Genomic DNA, 23,636 nt, shown 5'->3' on the forward strand with positions numbered 1-23,636 from the left:
GAGTCTCATCGTACGGGGTGCCTTTCCCGGCTGATCAGCCCGTGTTCTCGAAGCTCGTCCCACACCTCGGCGGCGACCGGGCGCGCGACGAGGCCGCTGTTCCTCGAGACCTGCTCGGCGCTCGCGCCGCCCATCACCACCGCCGCCACTGCAGGGTGGGTCAGCGGGTACTGTGCGGCGAGCTCGGGAAGCGAGCTGCCGTGCCGCCGGGCGATGCGCGCGATCGATCGGGCTCGCTCGACGACCGGCAGCTCGGCGGGCCCGTAGTCGAAGAGCGCATCCTGCGCGGGCGCATCCGTCGCGAGGATGCCCGAGTTGAAGACCGCCGCGGCGAGCACCGTCACGTCGTGCTCGTGTGCGAGCGGGAGCAGGTCATCGGCGGCCGACTGGTCGAGGAGGGTCCAGCGCCCGGCGACCATCATCACGTCGGCGCCGGTCTCGCGCACGAACCGCGCGAGCATCGCGCTCTGGTTCATCCCCGCCCCGAACGAGGTGATGACCCCCTGATCGCGCAGCTCGCTGAGCGCGGGGAACGCACCCTCGAGGGCTTCGCGCTCGTGCGCGTCGGGGTCGTGCACCAGTGCGATGTCGATGCGATCGAGACCGAGCCGTTCGAGTGACTGCTCGATCGAGCGCAGCACGCCGTCTCGCGAGTAGTCCTGCACGCGGCGATGGTCGGCGGGTACGTCGAACAGGTTGTCGATGTCGGTGCGACCGGCGGCATCCTGCGGCACGAGCAGGCGCCCGACCTTGGTCGAGACGATGTACTCGTCGCGCGGCAGCTGCCGCAGGCTGTCGCCGAGTCGTCGTTCGGCGAGACCGAGCCCGTAGTGCGGAGCCACGTCGAAATACCGGATGCCTCCTGCCCACGCCGCAGGCACGATGCCCGGCCACTCGTCGTCGCCCAGCGCCTGATAGAGGTTGCCGAGCGCGGCGGCGCCGTACCCGACGGGTGGAGCGGCGAGCCCGCCGCGTCCGATCGCGACCGACTGCGCGAGGGGCTGCGCGACTCCGGAGACGACACTGCTCATGCGACGACCAGGCGCCCGAGCGCGTCGTCGTTCCAGGAGATCCCGAGCCCTGCCTCGTTCGGCGCCCAGGCCCGCCCGTTCTCGATGCGCAGCTCGCCCCTCGTGACGGCACGCAGCTGCGGGATGTGCTCGAGATACAGCGCATTGGGGATCGCGCACACGAGCGAGACGTGCAGCTCCATGAGGAAGTGCGGCGCGACAGGGGCGTTGAACGACTCGGCGAGGTGCGCGATCTTCAGCCACGGCGTGATGCCACCCACCCGCGCCACGTCGGCCTGGACGATCGACGCACCGCCGCGCTGCAGATGCTCGCGGAAGTGCCCGAGCGAGTACATGCTCTCGCCGACCGCGATGGGCACCGATGTCGAGCGCGCGAGCTGCCGGTGCCCCTCGATGTCCTCGGCCGGCAGGGGCTCCTCGAACCAGAAGACGTCGACCTCTTCGAAGAGACGGGCGCGCCTGATCGCCTCCGCCACCGAGAACGACTGGTTCGCATCGACCATGATGTCCATGCCGGGTCCGACCGCGTCCCGCACGGCCCGCAGTCGCTCCAGGTCCTGGTGGCCCCGCGGCATTCCCACCTTGATCTTGACCCCGCCCATGCCTCGTTCCTTCGCATCGACGGCGTGCGCCACGAGCTCATCGGTGCCGAAGTGCATCCATCCGCCCTCGGTGTCGTACACCGGGACGGAGGGCGAGGCGCCGCCGGCGGCGACCCACAGCGGCAGCCCGGATCGCCGCGTCTTCGCATCCCACACGGCGGTGTCGACCGCGGCGAGCGCGAGCGCGGTGATCGGCCCCACGGTGGTCGCGCGGGTGATGCCGAACAGGGCCAGCCATACGACCTCCGGACGCTCTGCTTCGAGGCCGATCAGCGCCGGCAGCAGTGTCTCGCGCAGCAGGCTGAGCACTGCACCGCCGCCTGTGCCGATCGTGTAGCTGTAGCCGATGCCCTCGGTGCCGTCGGCGGTGCGCAGTCGCACGAGGATCGTCTCCTGCTTCACGAACGTCTGCAGCGCATCCGTCCGCTCCGTCTCGACCGGAAGGTCGCACAGCTGCGCCTCGACGTGCACGATGCGGCTTCCTGCCGTCGCATCCGCCCTGACCTCGAGCAGTCTCGCGGCGGTGTCTTGTGTCGTGTGCATCAGCGTCCTCCGAGTCCGCCCAGGGTGACCCCCTTGATGAGCTGCCGCTGCAGCAGCAGCACCAGGATCAGCGAGGGGATGACGGCCAGCGTCGACGCCGCCATGAGCAGAGCCCACTGCGTGCCGAACTGACCGGTGAACATGCCGAGCCCGAGGGGCACGGTGGCCATGTCCTGTGTGTTGATGATGATCAGCGGCCACAGGTACGAGTTCCAGTAGCCGATGAACGAGAAGACCGCGAGCACGCTCAGCGGCGCGACCAGCTGCGGCAGCAGCACCGACCAGAGAGTGCGCAGGCGCGACGCACCGTCGATCAGCGCCGCTTCCTCGTACTCCATCGGGATGGTGAGGAAGAACTGCCGCATGAGGAAGGTGCCGAACGCCGTGAAGGCGAACGGGATGATGAGCGCCGCGAAGCTGTCGTTCCATCCCCAGCTGTTGATCATGATGAACAGGGGCACGACCAGCACCTCCTGAGGCAGCACGAGCGTGAGCACGAACAGCAGGAACAGCTTGTCGCGGTACTTGAAGCGCAGCCGCGAGAACGCGTAGGCCGAGAGCACGGCGACGATCACCGAGAGCAGGGCGCCGAGGATCGCGACGATCAGGCCGTTGAGGATGAAGCGACCGAACGGCACGACCGTCCAGGCCTCGACGAAGTTCGCCCAGCGGATCTCCGATCCGAAGATCTGAGGGGTCGCGGTGAACACCTCGTTCTCGGGCTTGAGCGCCGTGAGGAACATCCAGATGAAGGGGAACGCGAAGATCAGCGCCACCGCGGCGATGGCTGCGGTGTTCAGCCATTCCTTGAGGGAGTCCCGGCGCTGACGCGCGCGGCGGGGAAGGCTCACGACGTCACTCATAGTTCACCCACCTGCGCTGGCCGACGAACTGCAGGGCGGTGATGAGCATCACGACGAGGAAGAGGATCCACGCGAGGGCGGATGCGTAGCCGAGCCGATCGAAGACGAATCCGTTGCGATACAGGTAGAGCACGAACGTGTTGGTGCTCTCGCCCGGCCCGCCCTGCGTGAGGAACAGCGGCTGCACGAACACCTGGAACGCGCCGATCATCGTCATGGTCGAGCAGAAGAACAGCGATGGCGACAGCAGCGGCAGGATGATGAACCGCAGCCGCTGCCAGGCAGAGGTGCCGTCGATGCGGGAGGCCTCGAGCAGCTCCTTCGGGATCGCGCTGAGGCCGGCCGACAGGACGATCACGTTGTAGCCGAACGACTGCCACACCGACATCGCGATCACCGAGGGCAGCGCCCACGCCGAGTCGGACAGCCAGTTGGGGCCGTCGATGCCGACGGTCGCGAGCATCGAGTTGACGAGTCCGTCCTGCGAGAGGAGCAGCCGCCACACGAGCGCGTTCGCCACCATCGGGGTGATCACGGGCAGGAAGAAGATGACCCGCCACGCGCCCGCGGCCTTCATGCGGGTGTTCAGCCACAGCGAGATGGTGAGGGCGACGAACAGGTTCAGCGCCGTGTAGACGACCGCGAAGATGAGCGTGTTGCCGAGCACGGTGTAGAACGTCGGGTCGCGGAACAGCTTGACGTAGTTCTCGAACCCGATGAAGTCGGGGCTGCCGAACAGCTTCCAGTCGAACAGGCTGATGAAGGCCGATCCGAACAGCGGAGTGAGGATGAACAGGACGAACCCGATCAACCCCGGGGCGAGGAAGGCCACAGCGACCCAGCCGTCGCCGCGCCGATGTCGCAGACGTGGAGCCCGCGGGGCGGGGGCACCGATCGGCACCCCCGCCACGCCGGGCATCGCAGAGGAGGCCGTCGCCTCACTCCGGTCGCTCATGATCGCCATCCGCTCAGCCCGCGACCGAGTTCTGGATCGTCTCCATGATCTCCGCAGCCGTCAGCTCACCCCGGTAGCCCTGCACTCCGTACTGGGTCATCAGGGTCTCGACCTGGTTCCAGGTCGAGGTGGTGCGCTGCGGCGTCGCGTCTGCGAGGAGTGCCTCGACGACGTCGGCGGCACCCTCGGTCTTGCCCTCGGCCCAGGCCGGAAGCGCCTCGATGCGAGAGGGGACGATGCCACGGGCCTCGGCCTGCTTCTCCTGCACCGACACCGAGGTCAGCGCCTCGATCGCGGCGAAGGCCTCATCGGGGCGGTCGCAGTTCGCAGCGATGCCGAATCCCGAGCCTGCGGTCATCGCGGCTGCCGTCCCGCTCGTCGACGGGACGATCGTGACGCCCAGGGTGAAGTCGGCGGCGTCGGCGAAGCTGCCGTACATCCAGGGGCCTTCGATGAGCATCGGCACCTCGCCCGAGGTGAACGCCTGCTGTGACACTTCGGAGCCGTCGGCGGCTTCGGGAGCCTTCGCGACCTGCTCGACCGAGACGAGGTCGAAGAAGCTCTGGATCTGGTCGACGAAATCGGAGTTCGTGAGGTCGAGCTCGCCGTCTTCGGTGACGGCGGGCACGCCGTCGGCGAGCGACCAGGCGTTGGGGATGAAGATGCCCGGCGCGAGCGCGAGACCCTTCTTCTCTCCATCGGTGAGCGCCTTGGCGTCCGAGATGAACTGGTCGCGCGTGTACTCGGTGCCGGGCAGCTCGAGCCCTGCCGCCTGGAACGCCTCGACGTTGTAGAAGAGCACGATCGGCTCGGCGTCATAGGGGATCGCGCGGATCGTCCCGTCGACCGTCATGCCGCTGAGCATCGAGGCGTCGATGCTGTCGATGTCGAAACCGCTCTTCTCGATCAGATCGTCGAGAGGCATGAGCAGGTCGCCCAGCTCCTGTGCGCGCGCGGCCTGGGTCGTGAGCAGGCAGGGCGGGTTCGATCCGCTGAGGCGGGTCTTCACCTTGGTCCAGTAGTCCGAGAAGCTCGGGCCCTCGACGGAGATGTCGAGGTCGGGATCCTCGACCTGCGCGCCGTCGATGAAGTCGGCCCACTGCGCCTGGTCGCCCTCGCTGGCGGCCCAGGTGTAGAGCACGAGCGGACCGCCGGATCCGCCGGTGCCTCCGGCGGATGCCCCGGCACAACCGGCGAGGGCGACCACGGTGAGGCCCGCGGCCCCGGTCAGGACGAGACGCTTCGCGCGTCGGGATGAGAGTGCATTCATTCTGTCTGCCTCCTTCATTGGATGCTGATTCGATGCGATGGGTGAGGGGGTGTCGCTCGGGTGGTGCGGTTACTCGGAGAAGTCGATGGCGATGACGTCGATCAGCGCACCGCTGGGTGCGGGCGCCACGATTCGCAGCTCGCCCAGGTCGTCGCCCGCGATGGACGCCTCGTGCACCTCGAAGCTGGCGTCATGCTGCAGCTCGAGATCGTCGGCGAGGCGATGCACTCGGGTGATCGAACGCACCGGCAGCCCGCGCACGATGATCTCCTCGACCGGCAGCGCGGTCAGGTGCAGGTAGAGACGGCCGGCACGGGCGGTGGTCGGGCCGTGGAAGTCGATGCCCACGGTGGGCTCGACGCCGATCACGGCCTCGGCGTGCGACTGCATCCACTCGGCGAACTCCTGCAGACGCTCCTGCTCGACCGCGGGCAGCGTGCCGTCGGGGCCGGGGCCGACGTTCAGCAGCAGGTTGCCTCCGCGGGCGACGACGTCGATCAGGGTGACGAGCAGCGACCGCGCGGACTTCTCGTTGTCGGGCCCCCTGCGCCATGCCCAGTGATCGCCGATCGTCAGGCACAGCTCCCATGGACCGGTCGGCGGGGTGAGCGGGAATCCCTGCTCCGGCGTGCGGTAGTCGCCCTGACCGGGAAGACGATCGTTGATGACGACGTGCGGCTGCAGTTCCTTGATCAGTCGACGCAGGCCGGGAGAGGTCCACTCCACCGCCGAGCGCTCCCAGTCTCCGTCGAACCACAGCAGGTCGATCTGTCCGTAGTTCGTGAGCAGCTCGGTGAGCTGCGCGCGGACGTACTCGAGATAGCGCGACCACTCCTCCGGCGACGAGCGACGATGGCGATCGGTGGCATCCGGGGTGTCGGCGAACTCGGCCAGCCCCGCGGCGGGCCAGTGCTCGAGCTTGTACGGCAGGTCCTCGTCGCGGAACGCCGGGTAGTCGGGGTGGTTCCAGTCGGGAAGGCTGTAGTAGATGCCGACCTTCAGCCCCTCGGCCCGCACGGCGTCGACGAACTCGCGTGTGATGTCGCGGCCGAAGGGGCCGTGCTCGACGCCGAAGTCGGACTGCTCGGTGAAGAACATGTTGTAGCCGGCGTGGTGGCGTGCGGTGAAGACGACATAGGTCGCGCCCGCGTCGCGCACGCGGCGGGCGAGATCGGCGGCGTCCCACTCCGTCGGGTCGAACGTCGGCGCCGTCGCCTGATACTGGGCGACTGTCACCGCATCTTCGACGGCGTCCTCGCCGGGGATGATCGAGCGGCCGACGAGCGGCCAGGAGATCTCGATCCCCTGCTGCGAGGCCTGATCCCAGTGCACGAAGATGCCGAAGCCCGCGCCGCTGAACCACTCACCGCCGGGGATGCGGTCGGTGGGGCGTTGGAATCCTGCGTCAGTCATCGAAGCTCTCCCTTGAGTTCAAGATTTCCTATAGGATACGTGATAGACGAAACGGTTCACAAGGGTGTGATGAAAGGTGTTTTCCGATGGCGATGTTCGAGACCGACCCCGTTCGCCCCGAGGCCTACCGAGAGTTCGAACGGCCCCTGCCCGAGTGGTTCCGCGGTGCGGCGCTCGGGATATTCGTGCACTGGGGCCCCTACTCCGTGCCCGCGTGGGCCGAGCCGACAGGCGAACTCGGGGCAGTGCCGCGAGAGCAGTGGTACGCCCACAATCCCTACGCCGAGTGGTACGCGAACACGATCCGCATCGAAGGCTCCCCCGCACACGCGCATCAGCAGGAGGTGCACGGCGGAGCCCCCTACGACGACTTCCTCGACCAGTGGAAGGCCGAGGCGTTCGACGCCGACGAGGTGCTCGCGGTCGTCGCGGCGACGGGAGCCGGCTACTTCATCCCGACCACCAAGCACCACGACGGGGTCACCCTGTGGGACGCACCGGGCACCGACGGACGCAACACCGTCGCACGCGGGCCTCAGCAGGACCTGATCGGGGCCTTCGCCGAGGCCACCCGCGCCGCGGGACTCCGCTTCGGCGTCTACTACTCGGGCGGGCTCGACTGGCACTTCTCCGACCTTCCGCCGATCGAGCACGACGGCGACCCCGCCCCCGATGACCTCGCCTACGCCGAGTATGCGCACGACCACGTCATCGACCTGATCGACCGATACCGACCTGACATCCTGTGGGGCGACATCCGCTGGCCGAATGCCGGCATCGCACCGGGACCCAAGAGTCTCGCGCACGCATTCGAGACCTTCTACGCGCGAGTGCCCGAGGGCGTCGTGAACGACCGCTGGGGTGAGTCGCACTGGGACTTCCGCACCAGCGAGTACGTGCACGGCACGGCGGTCGAGGTGGGCGAGGCGTGGGAGAACACCCGGGGCATCGGTCTCTCCTTCGGGCACAACCGCAATGAGACGAGAGAGCACCTGCTGTCGGCAGATGAGGCGGTGCGCCTGCTCGTCGACGTCGTCTCGAGAGGCGGCAATCTGCTGCTGAACATCGGGCTCGAGGCATCCGGGCGCATCCCCGAGCTCCAGCGGCAGACCCTCGAGGGCCTCGGCGAGTGGAACAGCCGTCACGGTCACGCGGTCTTCGGCGCGCGACCGGAGGAGCGACTGCGGGCGTCCGACGAACCCTGGCTGCGCTGGACGCGCACCGACGACGCGGTGCACGCGGTCATCGATCAGAACGGGAGCGTTCGCCTGCCCGATCCCGATGGCCTCCTCGACGAGCAGACGGCCCGTATCGGTGACACCGGGGTTTCCGCGGAGCGCGTCGACGGTGCCATCCTGGTCGATGTGGCGGATGCCGCGACCCCCGTCGCGATCTCGTTCCGCCCCCTGGCTTGAAAGGCACACCCATGCGCATCGCCCTGCACTCCGAGATCCGCGACGGCGCGATCGACGATTACCGCACGAACCACGCGCGCATCCCCGATGCCCTCGCTGAGACCTTCTCGCGGATCGGCATCCACGACTGGACCATCTGGCGATCCGGCCACCGCCTCTTCCACCTGGTCGAGTGCAACGACTGGGACGCTGCGGTCGCCGCGCTCGAGGATGACCCGGCCGATCACGCCTGGCAGGCCGACATCGGGCGTTTCGTCGAGCTCTTCCGCGATGCGGATGGCGCCGAGGGAACCGCTCCTCTCGAAGAGGTCTGGGATCTGAGGTCGCAGATCGGCTGATCAGCTGATCCACGAAGACCGGAGTCTTCGCGGCGGTCGTGGCAGAGTAGCCCCGTGACGCGGGCGTGGGTGCGGGAGCCGGCTGGTTGGCTGGGCGCTGCCGCTGTGTCGCTCGTCACCGCCGGTGAGGTCGCGTCGTCGGCCCGAGCAGATCTGCTCTTCCGCGACGGCGACTCGATGGTCGTCGCGATGCTCGCCCGCTCGCTGCTCTCCGGCGAACCGCTCGACTGGGCGATGTCGAGCGTGCTGTTCCTGCCCGAGTCCGCAGCGTTCACCGCCCTCGACGCAGCGGTGCCCGTCGATGCGAGCGGTCTCTTCGCGATCAGCGCGGTCGTCAACCTGCTCGCCCTCTACGGCGCCATCCGTCTGACAGCCGGCCGCGCCCGTGCCGGCATGGCCCCCGTTGCCTGGTCCGTGCTCGCACTCTCGGTGTTCGGGGTGCTCGCGATGACCGACGTCTCGGCGTCGCGCGAGGCGCTCGACCTCGCGTCGCTGCAGCTGACGACCACCTATTACTCCGCGACCGTCGTCGCCGCCGTCCTGACGATCGGCATCGTGCGGCGCATGATCGACAGCCGCGCGCTCATGGCGTGGCCGTCGATCGGACTCGGCGTCGTCGCCTTCGTGTCGACCCTCTCGAACCCGCTCTACGCGGCGTGGGCGACGATTCCGCTCGTGATGTTGCTGGCGATCGCGTCGGTCTCCCCAGGGCTGCGCTCGCGTGCGCCGGTCATCATCGCGGTGCTGCTCGCCGGCACCACGCTCGGATTCCTGTCACGTACTCCGCTCGCGGCATGGATCACGAAGACCGGCGTCGATTACATACAGCCCGGGCAGTGGCACGAATCGATCGACTACTACGGCCGGCTCGTCGGCGAACGGATGCAGAGCCCCCTCGGCGTGATCGGGCTGCTGATCGCTGCCGCACTCATCGTCGCAGCCGTCGTGCGCACCGTGCGGGCGGGCGACCCCGGCTCACGGCTGGTCGCGGCGATGGCGTGGGTCGCGCCGGTCATGGTCGTGGTCGGTGCCGTCATGCTGGGAACCCACGCGGCACGCTATCTGCAGCCGTTCGCCTTCGCACCGGTGCTCGCACTCGTCGCCGCTCCGCACGCCCTGCGGGTCGGCGACCGTGTGCGGCGACCCGCGGCGGTGATGGTCGGAGTCCTGCTGCTCGTCGCCGGGGGGCTCAGCATCCCTCGACTCGCGGATGCCGCAACCCGGCCCGATGCCGATCTCACCTGCGTCACCGACTGGGTCGACGCCTCCGGTCGCACCGGTGCCGGGCAGTTCTGGACAGTGCGCCTGCCCAAGCTGCACCTGGCCGATCCCTCACAGCTCGTGCAGGTCGATCATCAGCTCAACGCGTATGCCTGGCTGGTCGACCGCACGGACTTCGCAGTCGGCGAGGTGTCGTTCCTCGTCGAGGATTCGCAGACGGTGCCGTGGGACCCGCCGCGAGCGGTTCTCCCCGAGAGCGTCGTCGACTGCGGTCGGTACTCGATCCTCGATCTGGGCACCGAGACGCTGCCGCTGGGTCCGCAGCGCTCCTGACCCCCGAGGTCCCTCGCTCGTGGAGTGGCGCGAACCCGTCTCGCCCCACCCACACGTCCGCCGCCTGCTCAGCGGGCGGGCGCCGCCGTAGTGGTGCCCTCGCGGAACCGGCAGGTGAGGTGCAGGGTGAGGCCCGGCTCACCCTGCAGCATCCGCGCGACCTGCTCACCCGCGGCACGCCCCTTCTCGACCGCCGGCTGCACGCTGGTCGTGAGCACGAGGTCGCCGAGCCCGTCGGCGGCGATGCCGTCGAAGCCGGCGACCGACAGGTCTTCGGGCACCCGCAGCCCCAGCTCCTCCGCCGCACGGATGACGCCCACCGCGATGAGATCGCTCTGGGCGAGGATCGCCGTCGGCCTGGTCTCGGCATCCGCCAGCAGCGTCCGCCCCGCAAGGAGGCCCTCGTCGATGAAGCTGCCTCCCGCCGAGATCGCCGGTGCATCCGGGAAGATCTCGCGCATGCCGGCGAGGCGATCGATCGTCACATCCACCGTCGCCGCATCGATGCGCTCCTGCGTGACGGGGCCCCGTTCGCGGCCCGTGTCGAGCGGCAGTGTGACGAGCGCCACGTCGCGGTGGCCGAGATCGCGCAGGTGCCGGGCGACGTCGGCGGCAGCGGCGGCGTTGTCGAGGGTGATCCTCGGGATGCCCTCTCCGGCGTCGCCCTCGATCACGACCACGGGAAGTCCACGGCTGCGGACGATGTCGAGCGATGCCTTGGCGCGCCCCGAGCATCCGATGAGCACGACCGCGTCGACCGGCGCGCTCGAGAGCGATGATCCGTCATCGCCCGGCTCGTCGCGCATCAGCAGGATGCCGGCGCTCAGGTCGGCCATCCCGTCGGTGAGGCCGTCCATCATGGCGGTCGTCACCGGGTCGAGGAAGGCGGCGCGCAGATGCCCCTCGAGCACCACGGCCACGATGCCGCTGCGTCCCCGGCGCAGCGAGGCGGCGCGCGGATCGGGCCCGGCGTAGCCGAGTTCGGCCGCTGCGGCGAGCACCCGCTCGCGCGTTGCCGGTGCGACGTTGGTCTTGCCGCTGAAGACGACGGAGGCGGTCGACGTCGCGACTCCCGCCGCGCGGGCGACATCGGCGATCGTCGCTCGGCGCGGGGTCTCGTGACTCGTCATACTCCGAGGATAGCTCCCCCGGTTCCTGTCCATCGAATCGATTCGATATGCTGTGCACCATGGACACGGCTCTCTCTCGATCGCAGTACGTGCGCTGGCGCACGGCGATCTTCGCGATCTTCCTCGCCAGCGGTCTGTCGATCGCCACCTGGGCATCGCGTGTCCCCGACATCAAGCTCGCGCTCGAGGTCGACAAGGCACAGGTCGGCATGCTGCTGCTCGGCGCGGGAATCGCGTCGATCATCGGAATCTCGACCAGCCCCGCGATCATGGCGCGCACCGGCGCGCGCCTGGGCATGATGGTGTCGATCTTCACGTTCGCCTCCGGCGTCGCCCTGATCGGCATCGGTGCCAACGTGCTGGGCTCGTACCCGGTGGTGCTGATCGGTCTCGTGCTGTTCGGCCTGGGCAACGGCTGCGTCGACGTCATGATGAACGTCGAGGCCACCGCGATCGAACAGCACTCGGGCAAGACGATCCTTCCGCTCTTCCACGCCTTCTTCAGCTTCGGCACCGTGATCGGCGCCGGCCTCGGCGCCCTGGCCGCCCAGCTGCAGATCAACGTCTTCACGCACACGCTCGTCGTCGCGGTGGCGATCGCCACCATCGGCGTCATCAGCATCGCCAGCGTCCCACGCCGCGCCGAAGCGCTCGACCCGACGACCGACGACGGCGAGAAGGTGCACTGGAGAGAGCGCATGCACGTCGCCCTGTCGGCCTGGCGCGAGCCGCGTACCTACGCGATCGGCGTGGTGATGCTCGGCATGTCGTTCGCCGAGGGCGGCGCCAACGACTGGCTGGCTCTCGGTGTCGCGGAGGACCACGGCGGCGGAACCGCACTGGGCGCCGCGGCCCTCGCGACGTTCTCGGTCGCGATGACCGTCGTCCGCGTGTTCGGCGGCCCGCTCGTCGACCGGTTCGGACGCGTCGCGGTGCTGCGCATCCTCTCGGTCGCCGCGGCATCCGGCATCCTGCTGTTCATCCTGGCGCTCAGCCTCCCGCTGGTCTTCGTGGGTGCGGCCCTGTGGGGCGTCGGCGCATCGCTCGGTTTCCCGCTCGGAATGTCGGCCGCAGCAGACGACCCGGCCAAGGCCGCCGCGCGCGTGAGCGCCGCGGCGACGATCGGATACATCTCCTTCCTCGGCGGCCCCCCGGTGCTCGGCTTCATCAGCGAGCACATCGGCCTGCTCAACACGCTCTACATCCTGGTCGGGCTGGTCGTGCTGTCCGGCCTCTTCTCGGGTGCCGCCCGTCCGCTGCGCACAGACGAGATGTCGAGTCAGCCCGCCGCCGCAGAACGAGTGCGCCCGACGAAGTAGGCTCGTCGGGTGCGTCTCGTCATCGCCCGTTGCTCCGTGGACTACACGGGCCGGCTCAATGCCCACCTTCCGCTTGCCACGCGTCTGCTCGTGCATAAGGGAGACGGGAGTCTGCTCGTGCACTCCGACGGCGGCAGCTACAAGCCGCTGAACTGGATGAGCCCGCCCTGCTCGCTCGCCTCCGAGGAGCCGGGCGAGGAGGAGTCGATCGCCGGCGTCACCGAGGTCTGGCGTGTCACGCACAAGAAGACCGGCGACGCGCTTCGCGTGCAGATCTACGAGATCCTGCACGACACGAACCACGACCTGGGCGTCGACCCCGGGCTGCAGAAGGACGGCGTCGAAGCCGACCTGCAGCGCCTCCTCGCCGAGCAGGTCGACCGCATCTCGGACGGTGCGACGCTGGTGCGCCGCGAGTACCCGACGGCCATCGGCCCCGTCGATCTGCTCGTGCGGGATGCCGACGGCGCGGCCATCGCCGTCGAGATCAAGCGCCGCGGCGACATCGACGGCGTCGAGCAGCTCACCCGCTACCTCGAGCTGCTGGGCCGCGATCCGCACCTCGCCCCCGTGCAGGGCGTCTTCGCCGCGCAGGAGATCAAGCCGCAGGCGCGTGTGCTGGCCGAGGACCGCGGCATCCGCTGCCTCGTGCTCGACTACGACGACATGAAGGGCATCGAGTCCGGCATCCCCCGCCTCTTCTGAGGCGAGCTGCACAGATGTTCACGGCGTTCGGTCGCTTCGCGCACTGCCCATAGGCTGGAAGGCATGGCTTCTTCCCCTTACTCGTGCGTGCTCTGGGACGTCGACGGCACCATCGCCGACGCGTCGGTCGGCATCCTCCGCCGCCTGAACGTCGCCCTCACGCACTTCGGTCACCCTGCTCCCACGCGCGAGCAGCTGGTGCACTGGATCGGGCCGCCGATGTTCCAGTCGTTCCAGGCGCAGGCGGGCATGACTCCCGAGCAGTCGGCCGAGGCCGTGAGCTTCTACCGCACGCTCGGCAAGGCCGACGGCTACACGACCGATGTCAGAACGTACCCCGGCGTGCCCGAGATCATCCGCGACCTGCACGACGCCGGCATCCCGCAGGCGACCGCGAGCTCGAAGCCCGAGATCCAGGTCGACGCGATCATCGACTTCTTCGAACTCCGCCCGTACTTCGTCACGACCGTGGGCGCGACACCCGACGAATCGACCCTCGCGTCGAAGACCGACATCGTCGCCGAGGCGCTGCGCCGACTGGCCGACCGAGGCGCCGACGTCTCGCGCCCGGTGCTGATCGGCGACCGTCACCACGATGTCGAGGGCGGCAACGCGAACGGCGTCCCGGTGATCTTCGTCGAGTGGGGCTTCAGCGACACGCATGAAGGCGACGAGGCGGCCTTCCGCGCCGCATCGCCCGACGAGTTGCGCTCGCTTCTGCTGAACTGACCGGCGGGCCCGCCGCCTCCGGAGTAGAACTCTCCCCGGGGAGGAGCCTCAGCCCGCAGATCTCCTCCTGAGAGGCAGATCTCCTCCCGAGAGGGTGTCCGGGCACGTCCGTCGAGCGAGCGTCAGCCCGCGAGATCAGCTCACAAAGCACAGAACTCCCCGCCGGAGGGTCGCAACGGGTGCGGGCCTCCGGTCGGGGAGTTCTATGACGTCCGCTCTCAGAGCGGACGGATGTTCTCAGCCTGCAGGCCCTTGGGGCCCTGCGCCACGTCGAACTCGACTCGCTGGTTCTCTTCAAGAGAGCGGTAGCCGGATGACTCGATGGCGGAGTAGTGCGCGAAAACGTCAGCGCCGCCGTCGTCGGGGGAGATGAAGCCGAAGCCCTTCTCCGAGTTGAACCACTTAACCGTGCCCTGGGTGCTCATGTACTGCCTGTTCTGCTGGAAAGAAGCCGACGCAGGATGCCCCGACGTGCTCCACGCTAGTGGAGCACGCGCTGAGCGGAAGTCCCGAGGTCAGCCCGTAACCCAAATGTTGCATGAGCGGTCATCCGCGGTCACACGAGGGGGCACACGAACGCGCCCAGAAAATGGTGTGGCCCTCACCGCGGGGGGAGCGATGAGGGCCGAAGACGACCGGAGGGTGCGTCAGATTCCAGCCTAACCCCTCCGGCACGCGTTTGTCCCCCATTTGGGGGACAAATCCGAAAACTTGTGAGAAGAAGACAAACGATAGCGGCCCTCTCGAGCAATCCGTTGGGGACAGAACTACTCGAGAGGGCCCAATCGCATGCACGAATCGCCTTTGCCTCTGGGGAAGGCAGCTCGTCTCTGGGGAAGACGAAGACGATCAATCCCCTGTGCATGCAGCTTCACCCTAGGGGAGGCGATCGGATCCCGCCAAGGGGGGTTGACGATCGCGGTCATCAGTGGGTCGGATGCAGCAGAGTCCCCGAGTAGCCTGGTGCGGTGACCATGCTGAACAAGGACATGACCCTGTGCATCTCGCTGTCTGCACGCCCGAGCAACAACGGCACGCGATTCCACAACTTCCTCTACGAAGAGCTCGGCCTCAACTGGATCTACAAAGCGTTCGCGCCGACCGACCTGGGCCAGGCGATCGCCGGCGTGCGGGGTCTCGGCATCCGCGGCTGCGCGATCTCGATGCCCTACAAAGAGGACGTCATCGCGCTCGTCGACCGTATGGATCCCTCTGCGACCGCCATCGACTCGGTGAACACGATCGTGAACGACGACGGGGTGCTCACGGCCTACAACACCGACTACAGCGCGATCGCCCAGCTGATCGAGCGCAACTCGCTCGACTCCTCGGCATCCGTGCTGCTGCGCGGCTCGGGCGGAATGGCGAAGGCCACGGCCGCCGCCTTCCGTGACGCAGGCTTCGCTCGTGTGACCATCGCCGCCCGCAACGAAGCGCGCGGTCGGGGGCTCGCCGACCTCTACGGGTTCGCCTGGAAGGCCGATGCGGATGCCGCGACCGCCGACATCATCGTGAACATCACGCCGATCGGCATGGCGGGTGGGGCGGACGAGCATGCGCTGTCGTTCACCGAGGAGCAGATCGCTGCGGCATCCGTCGTGTTCGACGTCGTCGCCCTGCCTGCCGAGACGCCGTTGATCGCGGCGGGGCGCGAGGCCGGGAAGACCGTCATCACCGGCGCCGAGGTGGCGACGCTGCAGGCGCTCGAGCAGTTCGTGCTCTACACGGGCATCCGCCCGACCGCCGAGCAGGTCGCGGCGGCCGAGGAGTTCATGCGGGCGCAGTGACCACCGCGCCCGCATGACCCGGCGGTGGCGTCAGCCGTTGAACTCGGCGGGGTGCGGGCCGGTGCGTCCGTCGCGCTCGAGGAGATCGACGGCCGCGAGCTCGTCGGCGCTGAGCTCGAAACCGAACACGTCGAGGTTCTCCGCGATGCGGGCGGGGGTCACCGACTTGGGGATCACGACTCGCCCCTGCTGCAGATGCCACCGCAGCACGATCTGCGCAGGGGTCTTGCCGTGGCGGTCGGCGATCTCGATGACCGAGCCGTCGCCGAGAACGGCGCCCTGTGCGAGCGGGCTCCACGCCTCGGTGATGATCCCCCGCTGAGCATTCGCCGCCGCAACCGCACGGTTCTGCAGCGCCGGGTGCAGCTCGACCTGGTTGACCGCGGGCACGACGCCGCCCTCGGACACGAGCCGTTCGAGGTGCTCCGGCTCGAAGTTCGAGACCCCGATCGCCCGCACCCGTCCGTCAGCGTAGAGACGCTCGAGCGCGCGCCAGGTGTCGGGATACGTCGCCAGAGCCGGCGTCGGCCAATGGATCAGGTACAGGTCGAGGCTTTCGAGCCCCAGTCGCTCGAGCGATGCGTCGTAGGCGCGCAGCGTGGCATCGAATCCGTGATCGGAGATCCACACCTTCGACGTGATGAACAGCTCGTCGCGCGCGATGCCCGAGTCGGCGATCGCGCGCCCGACGCCCGCCTCATTGCCGTAGACCGCTGCGGTGTCGATGCTGCGGTATCCGGCGTCGAGGGCCGCGGCCACGGCATCCGTCGTCTCGGCATCCGGCACCTGGAAGACGCCGTAGCCGAGCTGAGGCATCTCGATCCCGTTGTTCAGGGTGACTGTGGGGATTGCGGGGGTGTTCACTGCTGATTCCTTCTCGTTCTGTCTGCGGGTGTGTGCGGTCATGCGGCGACGGTCTGGAGGGTGCCGGTCGCTGCGGGCGACGGCCGCCGGGCCGCGACGACGGCGATCACCATGACGATCAGAGCGGATGCCGTGATCGCGGCGCCGATCCAGATGGGCGAGGTGTAGCCGAGCCCCGCCGAGATGCCGAGGCCCCCCGCCCAGGCGCCGAGGGCGTTGCCGACGTTGAACGCGCCGATGTTGGCGCCGGAGGCGAGAGTCGGTGCTCCGCCGGCGTAGTGCATGATGCGGCTCTGCAACGCGGGCACCGTGCCGAATCCGAACGCGCCCATCAGCACGAGGATCGCCGTCGTCACGGGCTGCGACCAGGCGAAGAACCCGAACAGCACGAGCACGACCACCAGGGCCGAGATGAAGATGAGGAGGGTGCGGTCGATCGAGCGGTCGGCCAGGCGCCCGCCGATCCCGTTGCCCGCCACGAGCCCGACGCCGAACAGCACGAGCAGCCACGGCACGGCGGTGTCGGCGAATCCGGTGACGTCGGTGAGCGTGTAGGCGATGTACGTGAAGGCGCCGAACATCCCGCCGAACGCGAGGGCTGTGACGATGAGCGAGAGCCACACCTGACCCGATCGGAAGGCACGGAGTTCGCTGCGCAGACTCACCTGCGCACCGGCCGACCTCGGGGCGGTGACGAGCAGCGCGATGCCGGCGAAGGCGACGACGCCGATGACCGAGATCACCCAGAACGTCGAGCGCCAGCCGAACTGCTGTCCGAGGAACGTGCCGAAGGGAACGCCGAACACGTTGGCCGCCGTGAGGCCGGTGAACATGATCGCGATCGCCCTGGCCTTCTTCTCGGGCGCGACGAGCTCGGCCGCGACGACCGATCCGATGCCGAAGAACGCGCCGTGGCACAGGGCGGCGATGATGCGGCCGATCATGGCCACCGAGTAGTCAGGGGCGAGGGCCGTGATCGCGTTGCCCACGATGAACAGCACGACGAGGCCGAGCAGCACGGGTTTGCGCGGCAGGCGCGTGGTGGCGGCGGTGAGGCCGAGGGCGCCGACGACGACGCTCAGCGCGTAACCCGAGATCAGCCAGCCGGCCGTGGCCTCGGTGACGCCGAAGTCGGTCGCGACCTCGGGGAGCAGGCCCATGATCACGAACTCCGTGAGTCCGATCCCGAAGGCGCCGATGGCGAGTGCGATGAGTCCGAGTGGCATGGGTGTGCTCCGTGGTCCTCTGCTAAAGTAGTTGCAGACGCGGGATATTGCGTCCGACGGATAATCATTGCACACGCAACTATCCAGCGCAAGCAACTACTTCGGAGGTCACTGTGGGCATCTCAGACGACGCTGTCGAGATCCGCGCGCGCGGCTGGCGCACGCTCGCCGCACTGCACGGCATCATCGAGGCCGATCTCGAGAAGGCGCTCGGCGCCTCGGTCGGCCTCTCGGTCGTCGAGTACACGGTGCTCGACGCCCTCAGCAGGCAGGACGGCTGGCACATGCGGATGCAGCAGCTCGCCCGCGCGACGGCGCTGAGCCCGAGCGCGACGACCAGACTCGTGACCCGTCTCGAAGACCGCGGGCTGCTCACCCGCATCCTCTGCGCCGATGACCGCCGCGGCATCTACACCGAGCTCACCGCCGCCGGTCAGGCGCTCTACGAACAGGCGCATCCGATCCACGATGAGACGCTCGAACGCGCTCTCGGAGACGCGGTCGCGCAGCCGGAGCTCGCGCCCGTCGTGCATGCTCTGCAGGCAGTGACCGTCGGCGCCTGAGCGCCCGCTCGCCGTCGTCAGTCGGTGGTCGAGAGCCGAACGGAGGGCATGTCACCCTCCCAGTCGAGCGGCAGGGCGGCGATACCCCGGTAGATGAAGAGGTCGTCCCATCCGTGGAAGACGAGCACATCGCCGTCGGGTGTGGAGACGACGTCCTGACCCCCCGGACCGATGTAGCGGTCGTCGGCGGACGAGGTGGAGAGGACGGGGTCCGGCAGCTTCTCGTAGGGTCCGAGCAGCGACGGGGACGTCGCCGCGCCGATCGCGTAGTCCTCGGAGCCGTAGTCGTTCGCCGAGTAGAGCAGGACGTAGGTGCCGTCACGCTCGACCAGCACCGGCGCCTCCACCAGATGCCCTTCCCAGGCCTCGGTCTGCATGACCAATCGGGTCGCCGGTCCCGCCAGCTGGGTGCCGTCGGCGGAGACGGGCGCGATCTGGATCCACGTGTCGAGCTCGCAGCAGTTGCCGTCGTTCTTCCACAGGAGGAACCGCGACCCGTCGTCGTCGACGAAGGCGGCGGGGTCGATCGCGCCGCCCTCTTCGAGCGGGCAGATCATCGGCTCCGCGCCGACAGCGACATAGGGACCCGTGAGCGAGTCGGCGGTGGCGGATCCGATGCACTGCCTCCCGGAGTCGGCGTGCTCGGCCGAGAAGTACATCACGAAGCTCCCGTCGGCTCGTTCCGAGACGTCCGGCGCCCAGGTCCGCCCCGCGCTGGCCCATGCCGGAAGGACCGGCAGCGCGTCATCGGTCGAGACGTCCCATGTGACCAGGTCGGTCGAGGTGGCGAACTGCACGTTCGCGCCCTGATTCTCGGTGGCGAAGGCGACGTACCCGTCGTCGCCGTGGACGACGTCGGGATCGGCGAAGTCCTGATCGATGAGGAACGGCGCCCGCTCCACGGTCGCCTCGGGTTCGGCCTCGCCGGAGCATCCCACGACACCGACGCCCAGAGCGAGGATGATGCTCGCGGCGACCGTGGACGCGAGCTTCTTCGCGACCTGGGTCACCCCTTGACCGCCGATCCGGCGACGGATTCGACGATCTGCCGCTGCGCGATCGCGAAGAGGATCAGGACGGGGACGGATGCGATCACCGCTCCTGCCATGACGATCGCGAAGTGCGTCGAGTAGGCGCCCTGCAATTGGCTGAGTCCCGGCTGCAACGTGAGGTTCTCGGGGCTCAGCAGCACGTACACCGGCCAGAGGAAGTCGTTCCAGTTGCCGAGGAACGACAGCACCGCCAGAGTCGCCAACGCGGGTCGAGCGAGCGGAAGCACCACCTGCACGAAGATCCGGATGTCGCCGGCACCGTCGATGCGGGCGGCCTCCTCGATCTCGGGCGGCAGCCCGACGAAGAACTGTCGCAGGAAGAAGATTCCGAAGGCACCGGCGGCACCGGGCACCGTGATGGCCCAGATCGTGTCGAGCCAGCCGAGGTTCTGCACGATCAGGTAGTTCGGGATGAGGAAGACCACCGGAGGAACGAGAAGCGTCGCGATGATGACGCCGAAGATGATCCTCTTGCCCGCGAACTCGAGCCGAGCCAGTGCATACGCCCCCATCGACGCCGTCACGAGGATCAGGACGGTCTGCAGGGTCGCGGCGGCGAAGCTGTTCCAGAGCCAGAGGAAGATCGGCTGCTCTCCCGAGCCGAGCAGGCTCTGGTAGGCCTCGATCGAGAACGGGTCCGGCAGCGAGAACGGCGATCTGATCGCATCGGCATCGGTCTTGAACGACGTGATCAGCATCCACAGAAGCGGGAGGACGATCACGAGAGCCAGTGCGACGAGCGCGGCATAGAGGGCGACGCGCCCCCACGTGCGGCGAGCGGACGGGCGACGGGTCAGTGCTGTGGTCATGATGCCTTCTCGACTCGTTCGCGCTGCAGCCGGAAATTGATCACGCTGACGATCGCGAGCGCGAGGAACAGGATGTAGCTCATGGCGGCAGCCGGTGCCATGTTGTTCTGCGAGAGACCCTGGTCGGCGATGTACATGATCACCGTCCGCGTCTCGGTGCCCGGGCCGCCCTTCGTGAGGAGGTAGGACTGGCCGAACATGTTCGCCGACGCGAGGATCGTGGTCGTGGTGATGAAGGTCATCACCGGACGGAGTCCTGGAAGGGTGACGCTCGAGAACTTCCGCATCGCTCCGGCGCCGTCGAGCGCGGCCGCTTCATAGAGGTCGCCGTTGATGCCCTTGAGGCCGGCCAGGAAGATGATCGTGTTGAGTCCCATGGTCCACCAGACGGTGACGCCGACGATGGAGACCCAGACCCAGGGGACGTCGACCGTCCACGGGATGTCCGAGGGGAGCCCGACCACGCCGAGCAGGTGGTTGAGGATGCCCGACTGCGTGTCGAAGATGTAGCCCCAGATCACGCCGATGACCGCGACGCCGAGCACATACGGCGCGAAGAAGATCGTGCGGAACGTCGTGGCCGCGCGGATGCGCTGGTTCAGCAGGATCGCCACGAGAAGCGGGATGACGACGAGGAACGGCACGCTGATCACGATGAAGATCCCGGTGACGCTCATCGACTTCCAGAAGTCGCTGGAGAGCACGTTGCCCGGGGTGAACAGATCGATGTAGTTCTGGAATCCGACGAACTCCTGCACGTCGCGGAACGGGCTCCAGTTGGTGAGGCTCATCCAGATGCCGAAGATCCCTGGGCCGGCGACGAAAGTCAGGAAGAGCACGAGGAACGGAGCGAGGAACAGATACGCGGTGAGCGTCTTGCGCCGAGAGGATGCGGAGCCCGCAGGTCTGCGCGGGTGTCGCCCCCCAGCGCTGCTGCGCTGGGGGGCGACGAGGGTGGCTGTCTCAGTCACCGTACTTGGCCCGGTTCTGCTCGAGGATCTGATCGGCCTTGGCCGCGGCGTCGTCGAGCGCGGTCTTCGGATCCTTCTTGCCGGTGAGGGCCTCGTTCAGCGCGAGGGTGATCTGCGCGTTGACCTCGGAGATCCCGGGCGAGACCGTCTCGTAGTGGGCGTACTCCAGCTGCTCCATGAAGGGGGCGAGGTTGGGGTAGGTCGAGAGCAGCTCCGGGTCTTCGCGCACCGAGTTCGCGGCAGGCAGCTCGCCGGTCTCGGCCCATCCGAGGGAGTTGTCGTTCATCCACTTCACGAAGACCGATGCGGCCGCCGTCTCGTTCGCGTCCTGGCCCTTGTTGGCCGGGAACACCCAGTGGGTCGAGCTCGACCACACGGCCTTCTCGTCGCCGATCTGCGGCACGGGTGCCGGCGCCCAGTCGAGGTCGTCGAAGGCGGTGTTCGTCGTCTGCCAGACGCCGTTCCAGTTGAATGCGGTGTCGCCAGCGATGAGCGCCTTGATGTTGCCGTCCTGTGCGACGTTCGCGGGGCTGTACCCCTTGTCGACCATGTCGGTCATCCAGGTGAGGGCCTTCACGCCCGCCTCTGAATTGAACGTGGCCTCGGTGACGTCGTCGTTGTAGAGGTCTCCACCGAACTGCCAGATCAGGCTCTGGAACTCGAACGTGCCGGTGAAGACGTAGCCGTCGACCCACTCGCCCTGGACTCCCGCACCCTTCAGCGCGTCGAGTGCGGCCAGATACGACGCCTCGTCGGTGGGGATCTCGCTGATGCCGGCCTTCGCGAGCACCGACTTGTTGGTGAACAGGCCCAGCGGCGTCACGCTCCACGGCACCGCGTACTGGGTGTCCTGGTAGTTGCCCTTGTCGAAGACGGTGGGCGGGAAGTCCTCCGCCGCATATCCGAGCCCGTCGATGATCTCGCCGGAGTCGAGCAGCAGGTTCTGCGCCGCATACGTGGCCAGGTCGTCTCCGTGCAGCACGGCGACGTCCGGCCCCTTGCCCGCCTTGATGGCGAGCGGCATCTTCGCCGTGATGTCCGCCCACTCCTGCGGGACGGCCTTCACCGTGATGTTGTCGTGCTCCGCGTTGAACTCCTTGATGAGCTCGGGGACGATCTTGGGGGCTGCTCCACCCGTCCAGCCGTGCCAGAAGGTGATCTCGACATCGGGGCCGGTGTACTCCCCGTCGCCGGAGACGCCGCCCCCACCGGTGCCGGCCGACGCCGCGCACCCTGATGCCGTAATGCCGATGGCGAGTGCGATGCCTGCACCTATCGCTCGGCGAGCCCATGGACTGTTCATGTGATTGCTCTCCTTTGAGTGACTCCGGCGCACCGGAGCGGGATGACCGGATACCCCAGCCGTGTTCGCAATTTACAGCGCTGGAATTTTGTTGTCAAGGTAGTATCGCGGGTGACGACGTAGCGACCAATTGGAGACCGCATGGGTGTGCGCTTGCAGGATGTCGCGGAGCTCGCCGGCGTCTCGATGAAGACCGTGTCGAATGTGGTGCGCGGATACGAGCACGTGAGCGCATCGACGCGCGAACGCGTGCAGCGCGCGATCGACGAGCTGGACTACCGGCCCAACCTCATGGGCAGACGCCTCGCGACCGGCCGGACGGGTCTTCTCGCCCTCGCCTTCGCGAACGTCGCCCTTCCGTACTTCGCCGAGCTCTCCCGCGCCGTCTCGGCGGCGGCCGGCGAGGCAGGCTATCGGGTGCTGCTCGAGGAGACCGACGGAACGTTGGAGGGCGAGCGCGCCGTGCTCACCAGCTCCGAGTCCGGGATGGTCGACGGCATCCTGTTCCAGCCGTCCACGATGTCGTCGGCCGAGATCTCCCGCCACCGCAGCGACCTGCCGATGGTGATCCTCGGAGAAGGGGCAGCACCCCTCCCCGTGGATCGCGTCATGATCGACAACTTCGAAGCCGCTCGCACCGCCACGGCGCACCTGGTGTCGCTGGGGAGACGGCGGATCGGCTTCGCCGGCCACGAGACGCAGGAGATGTCGTCGACCTCCCTGCAGCGCATCGCTGGCTATCAGCAGGCCCTGGAGGATGCGGGCCTTCGGCCCGACCCCCTCCTCCTCTTCCCCAGCCGAGAGATCTCGCCGTCCGGAGCGGTCGAGGGCGTCGGCGGCGCGCTCGACGCCGGAGCCGACTTCGACGGGCTCGTCTGCCGCGACGACCTCGCCGCGATCGGCGCCCTGCGCGCGCTGCACGAGCGCGGCCGCCGCATTCCCGACGACGTCGCCGTCACCGGCTGGGACGACATCGAGCTGAGCCGGGTGACCTTCCCGAGCCTCACCACCATCGCTCCCGATCTGCACGAGCTCGCCCGCCGCGCCGTCGAGATGCTCATCGAGCGGATCTCCGGGTTCTCCGAGGCCGGACGCCACGAGCTGGTCGGCTACCGGCTGGCCGTCCGCGAGAGCGCGCCGTCCCCTCGGTGATCGGGATGCGTGTCGCACGCGGACTCGGATTCCGCGTGGTTT

At 68.2% G+C, this 23,636-nt stretch carries 23 protein-coding genes; 9 read left to right on the top strand and 14 right to left on the bottom strand.

All coding sequences use genetic code 11. From position 1 onward, the window contains the following. Positions 1 to 5: 5 nt before the first annotated feature. From OB895_RS11535 to OB895_RS11560, 6 genes are all read right to left on the bottom strand, one after another. Positions 6 to 1,031: an aldo/keto reductase gene (locus OB895_RS11535; protein WP_079111923.1), complete on the bottom strand. Its 1,026-nt coding sequence runs from the start codon at positions 1,029 to 1,031 to the stop codon at positions 6 to 8. Continuing rightward, positions 1,028 to 2,176: a mandelate racemase/muconate lactonizing enzyme family protein gene (locus OB895_RS11540; protein ID WP_079111922.1), complete on the bottom strand. Its 1,149-nt coding sequence runs from the start codon at positions 2,174 to 2,176 to the stop codon at positions 1,028 to 1,030. The genes OB895_RS11535 and OB895_RS11540 overlap by 4 nt, the downstream gene beginning before the upstream one ends. Continuing rightward, positions 2,176 to 3,027: a carbohydrate ABC transporter permease gene (locus OB895_RS11545; RefSeq protein WP_228385614.1), complete on the bottom strand. Its 852-nt coding sequence runs from the start codon at positions 3,025 to 3,027 to the stop codon at positions 2,176 to 2,178. The genes OB895_RS11540 and OB895_RS11545 overlap by 1 nt, the downstream gene beginning before the upstream one ends. Before the next feature lie 4 nt (positions 3,028 to 3,031). After that, a complete protein-coding gene (locus tag OB895_RS11550) occupies positions 3,032 to 3,994 on the bottom strand; it encodes a carbohydrate ABC transporter permease (RefSeq protein ID WP_079113854.1) in 963 nt (320 codons plus the stop codon). A 13-nt stretch (positions 3,995 to 4,007) separates the two neighbouring features. Beyond that, complete coding sequence (locus OB895_RS11555) at positions 4,008 to 5,264, bottom strand: ABC transporter substrate-binding protein (protein ID WP_231567560.1); 1,257 nt, start codon at positions 5,262 to 5,264, stop codon at positions 4,008 to 4,010. Positions 5,265 to 5,333: 69 nt separating this feature from the next. Then, positions 5,334 to 6,677: an alpha-L-fucosidase gene (locus tag OB895_RS11560; RefSeq protein WP_311877733.1), complete on the bottom strand. Its 1,344-nt coding sequence runs from the start codon at positions 6,675 to 6,677 to the stop codon at positions 5,334 to 5,336. A gap of 86 nt (positions 6,678 to 6,763) precedes the next feature. On the opposite strand from OB895_RS11560, the gene OB895_RS11565 reads away from it, so the two are divergent. The 3 genes from OB895_RS11565 to OB895_RS11575 are packed head-to-tail and all read left to right on the top strand — an operon-like array spanning position 6,764 to position 9,984. Beyond that, on the top strand, positions 6,764 to 8,092 hold the full coding sequence (locus OB895_RS11565; protein ID WP_079111918.1) for an alpha-L-fucosidase: 1,329 nt from the start codon (positions 6,764 to 6,766) through the stop codon (positions 8,090 to 8,092). Positions 8,093 to 8,103: 11 nt separating this feature from the next. Then, the gene (locus OB895_RS11570; protein ID WP_079111917.1) at positions 8,104 to 8,430 is read left to right on the top strand and encodes an L-rhamnose mutarotase; all 327 of its coding nucleotides are present in this window, start codon (positions 8,104 to 8,106) and stop codon (positions 8,428 to 8,430) included. Positions 8,431 to 8,484: 54 nt separating this feature from the next. Beyond that, positions 8,485 to 9,984: a hypothetical protein gene (locus OB895_RS11575; RefSeq protein WP_079111916.1), complete on the top strand. Its 1,500-nt coding sequence runs from the start codon at positions 8,485 to 8,487 to the stop codon at positions 9,982 to 9,984. A 68-nt stretch (positions 9,985 to 10,052) separates the two neighbouring features. Here OB895_RS11575 and OB895_RS11580 read toward each other — a convergent pair whose 3' ends face one another. Next, positions 10,053 to 11,114, bottom strand: coding sequence for a LacI family DNA-binding transcriptional regulator (locus OB895_RS11580; protein ID WP_056375080.1), 1,062 nt, complete (start codon positions 11,112 to 11,114; stop codon positions 10,053 to 10,055). Between the two features lie 59 nt (positions 11,115 to 11,173). Here OB895_RS11580 and OB895_RS11585 point away from each other — a divergent pair, with 59 nt between their 5' ends. The 3 genes from OB895_RS11585 to OB895_RS11595 all read left to right on the top strand — a co-directional run bounded on the left by OB895_RS11585 (position 11,174) and on the right by OB895_RS11595 (position 13,867). After that, the gene (locus tag OB895_RS11585; protein WP_311877738.1) at positions 11,174 to 12,433 is read left to right on the top strand and encodes an MFS transporter; all 1,260 of its coding nucleotides are present in this window, start codon (positions 11,174 to 11,176) and stop codon (positions 12,431 to 12,433) included. A 9-nt stretch (positions 12,434 to 12,442) separates the two neighbouring features. Beyond that, complete coding sequence (gene nucS / locus OB895_RS11590) at positions 12,443 to 13,138, top strand: endonuclease NucS (protein ID WP_042540943.1); 696 nt, start codon at positions 12,443 to 12,445, stop codon at positions 13,136 to 13,138. Between the two features lie 63 nt (positions 13,139 to 13,201). Further along, the gene (locus OB895_RS11595) at positions 13,202 to 13,867 is read left to right on the top strand and encodes an HAD hydrolase-like protein (protein ID WP_079111914.1); all 666 of its coding nucleotides are present in this window, start codon (positions 13,202 to 13,204) and stop codon (positions 13,865 to 13,867) included. Between the two features lie 218 nt (positions 13,868 to 14,085). Here the strand turns inward: OB895_RS11595 and OB895_RS11600 are convergent, their stop codons facing one another. After that, the gene (locus OB895_RS11600) at positions 14,086 to 14,292 is read right to left on the bottom strand and encodes a cold-shock protein (RefSeq protein ID WP_042540947.1); all 207 of its coding nucleotides are present in this window, start codon (positions 14,290 to 14,292) and stop codon (positions 14,086 to 14,088) included. 543 nt (positions 14,293 to 14,835) lie between these two features. Here OB895_RS11600 and OB895_RS11605 point away from each other — a divergent pair. Next, a complete protein-coding gene (locus tag OB895_RS11605) occupies positions 14,836 to 15,654 on the top strand; it encodes a shikimate 5-dehydrogenase (RefSeq protein ID WP_311877743.1) in 819 nt (272 codons plus the stop codon). Positions 15,655 to 15,684: 30 nt separating this feature from the next. On the opposite strand, the gene OB895_RS11610 is transcribed toward OB895_RS11605, so the two are convergent. Next, complete coding sequence (locus OB895_RS11610) at positions 15,685 to 16,560, bottom strand: aldo/keto reductase (RefSeq protein ID WP_079111912.1); 876 nt, start codon at positions 16,558 to 16,560, stop codon at positions 15,685 to 15,687. Continuing rightward, positions 16,557 to 17,744 (bottom strand): MFS transporter, encoded by a 1,188-nt coding sequence (locus OB895_RS11615; RefSeq protein ID WP_079111911.1) that lies wholly within the window; start codon positions 17,742 to 17,744, stop codon positions 16,557 to 16,559. Before OB895_RS11615 ends, OB895_RS11610 begins: the two co-directional genes overlap by 4 nt. 113 nt (positions 17,745 to 17,857) lie before the next feature. Between OB895_RS11615 and OB895_RS11620 the strand changes: the two genes are divergently transcribed. Then, the gene (locus tag OB895_RS11620) at positions 17,858 to 18,307 is read left to right on the top strand and encodes a MarR family winged helix-turn-helix transcriptional regulator (RefSeq protein ID WP_079111910.1); all 450 of its coding nucleotides are present in this window, start codon (positions 17,858 to 17,860) and stop codon (positions 18,305 to 18,307) included. Positions 18,308 to 18,324: 17 nt separating this feature from the next. Here OB895_RS11620 and OB895_RS11625 read toward each other — a convergent pair whose 3' ends face one another. From OB895_RS11625 to OB895_RS11640, 4 genes are read right to left on the bottom strand one after another with little or no spacing between them, the layout of a single operon-like run. Next, a complete protein-coding gene (locus OB895_RS11625; protein ID WP_079111909.1) occupies positions 18,325 to 19,317 on the bottom strand; it encodes a glycoside hydrolase family 43 protein in 993 nt (330 codons plus the stop codon). Next, entirely contained in the window at positions 19,314 to 20,168 is an 855-nt protein-coding gene (locus OB895_RS11630) for a carbohydrate ABC transporter permease (protein ID WP_042540955.1), read from the bottom strand. The genes OB895_RS11625 and OB895_RS11630 overlap by 4 nt, the downstream gene beginning before the upstream one ends. Beyond that, positions 20,165 to 21,139 (bottom strand): carbohydrate ABC transporter permease, encoded by a 975-nt coding sequence (locus tag OB895_RS11635; protein ID WP_079111908.1) that lies wholly within the window; start codon positions 21,137 to 21,139, stop codon positions 20,165 to 20,167. Before OB895_RS11635 ends, OB895_RS11630 begins: the two co-directional genes overlap by 4 nt. After that, entirely contained in the window at positions 21,132 to 22,442 is a 1,311-nt protein-coding gene (locus OB895_RS11640; RefSeq protein WP_042540959.1) for an ABC transporter substrate-binding protein, read from the bottom strand. Before OB895_RS11640 ends, OB895_RS11635 begins: the two co-directional genes overlap by 8 nt. Positions 22,443 to 22,583: 141 nt before the next feature. Between OB895_RS11640 and OB895_RS11645 the strand changes: the two genes are divergently transcribed. Further along, the gene (locus OB895_RS11645; protein ID WP_079111907.1) at positions 22,584 to 23,594 is read left to right on the top strand and encodes a LacI family DNA-binding transcriptional regulator; all 1,011 of its coding nucleotides are present in this window, start codon (positions 22,584 to 22,586) and stop codon (positions 23,592 to 23,594) included. Positions 23,595 to 23,636 lie beyond the last annotated feature (42 nt).

The organism is Microbacterium forte (assembly GCF_031885415.1).
Taxonomy (GTDB): Bacteria; Actinomycetota; Actinomycetes; order Actinomycetales; family Microbacteriaceae; genus Microbacterium; species Microbacterium forte.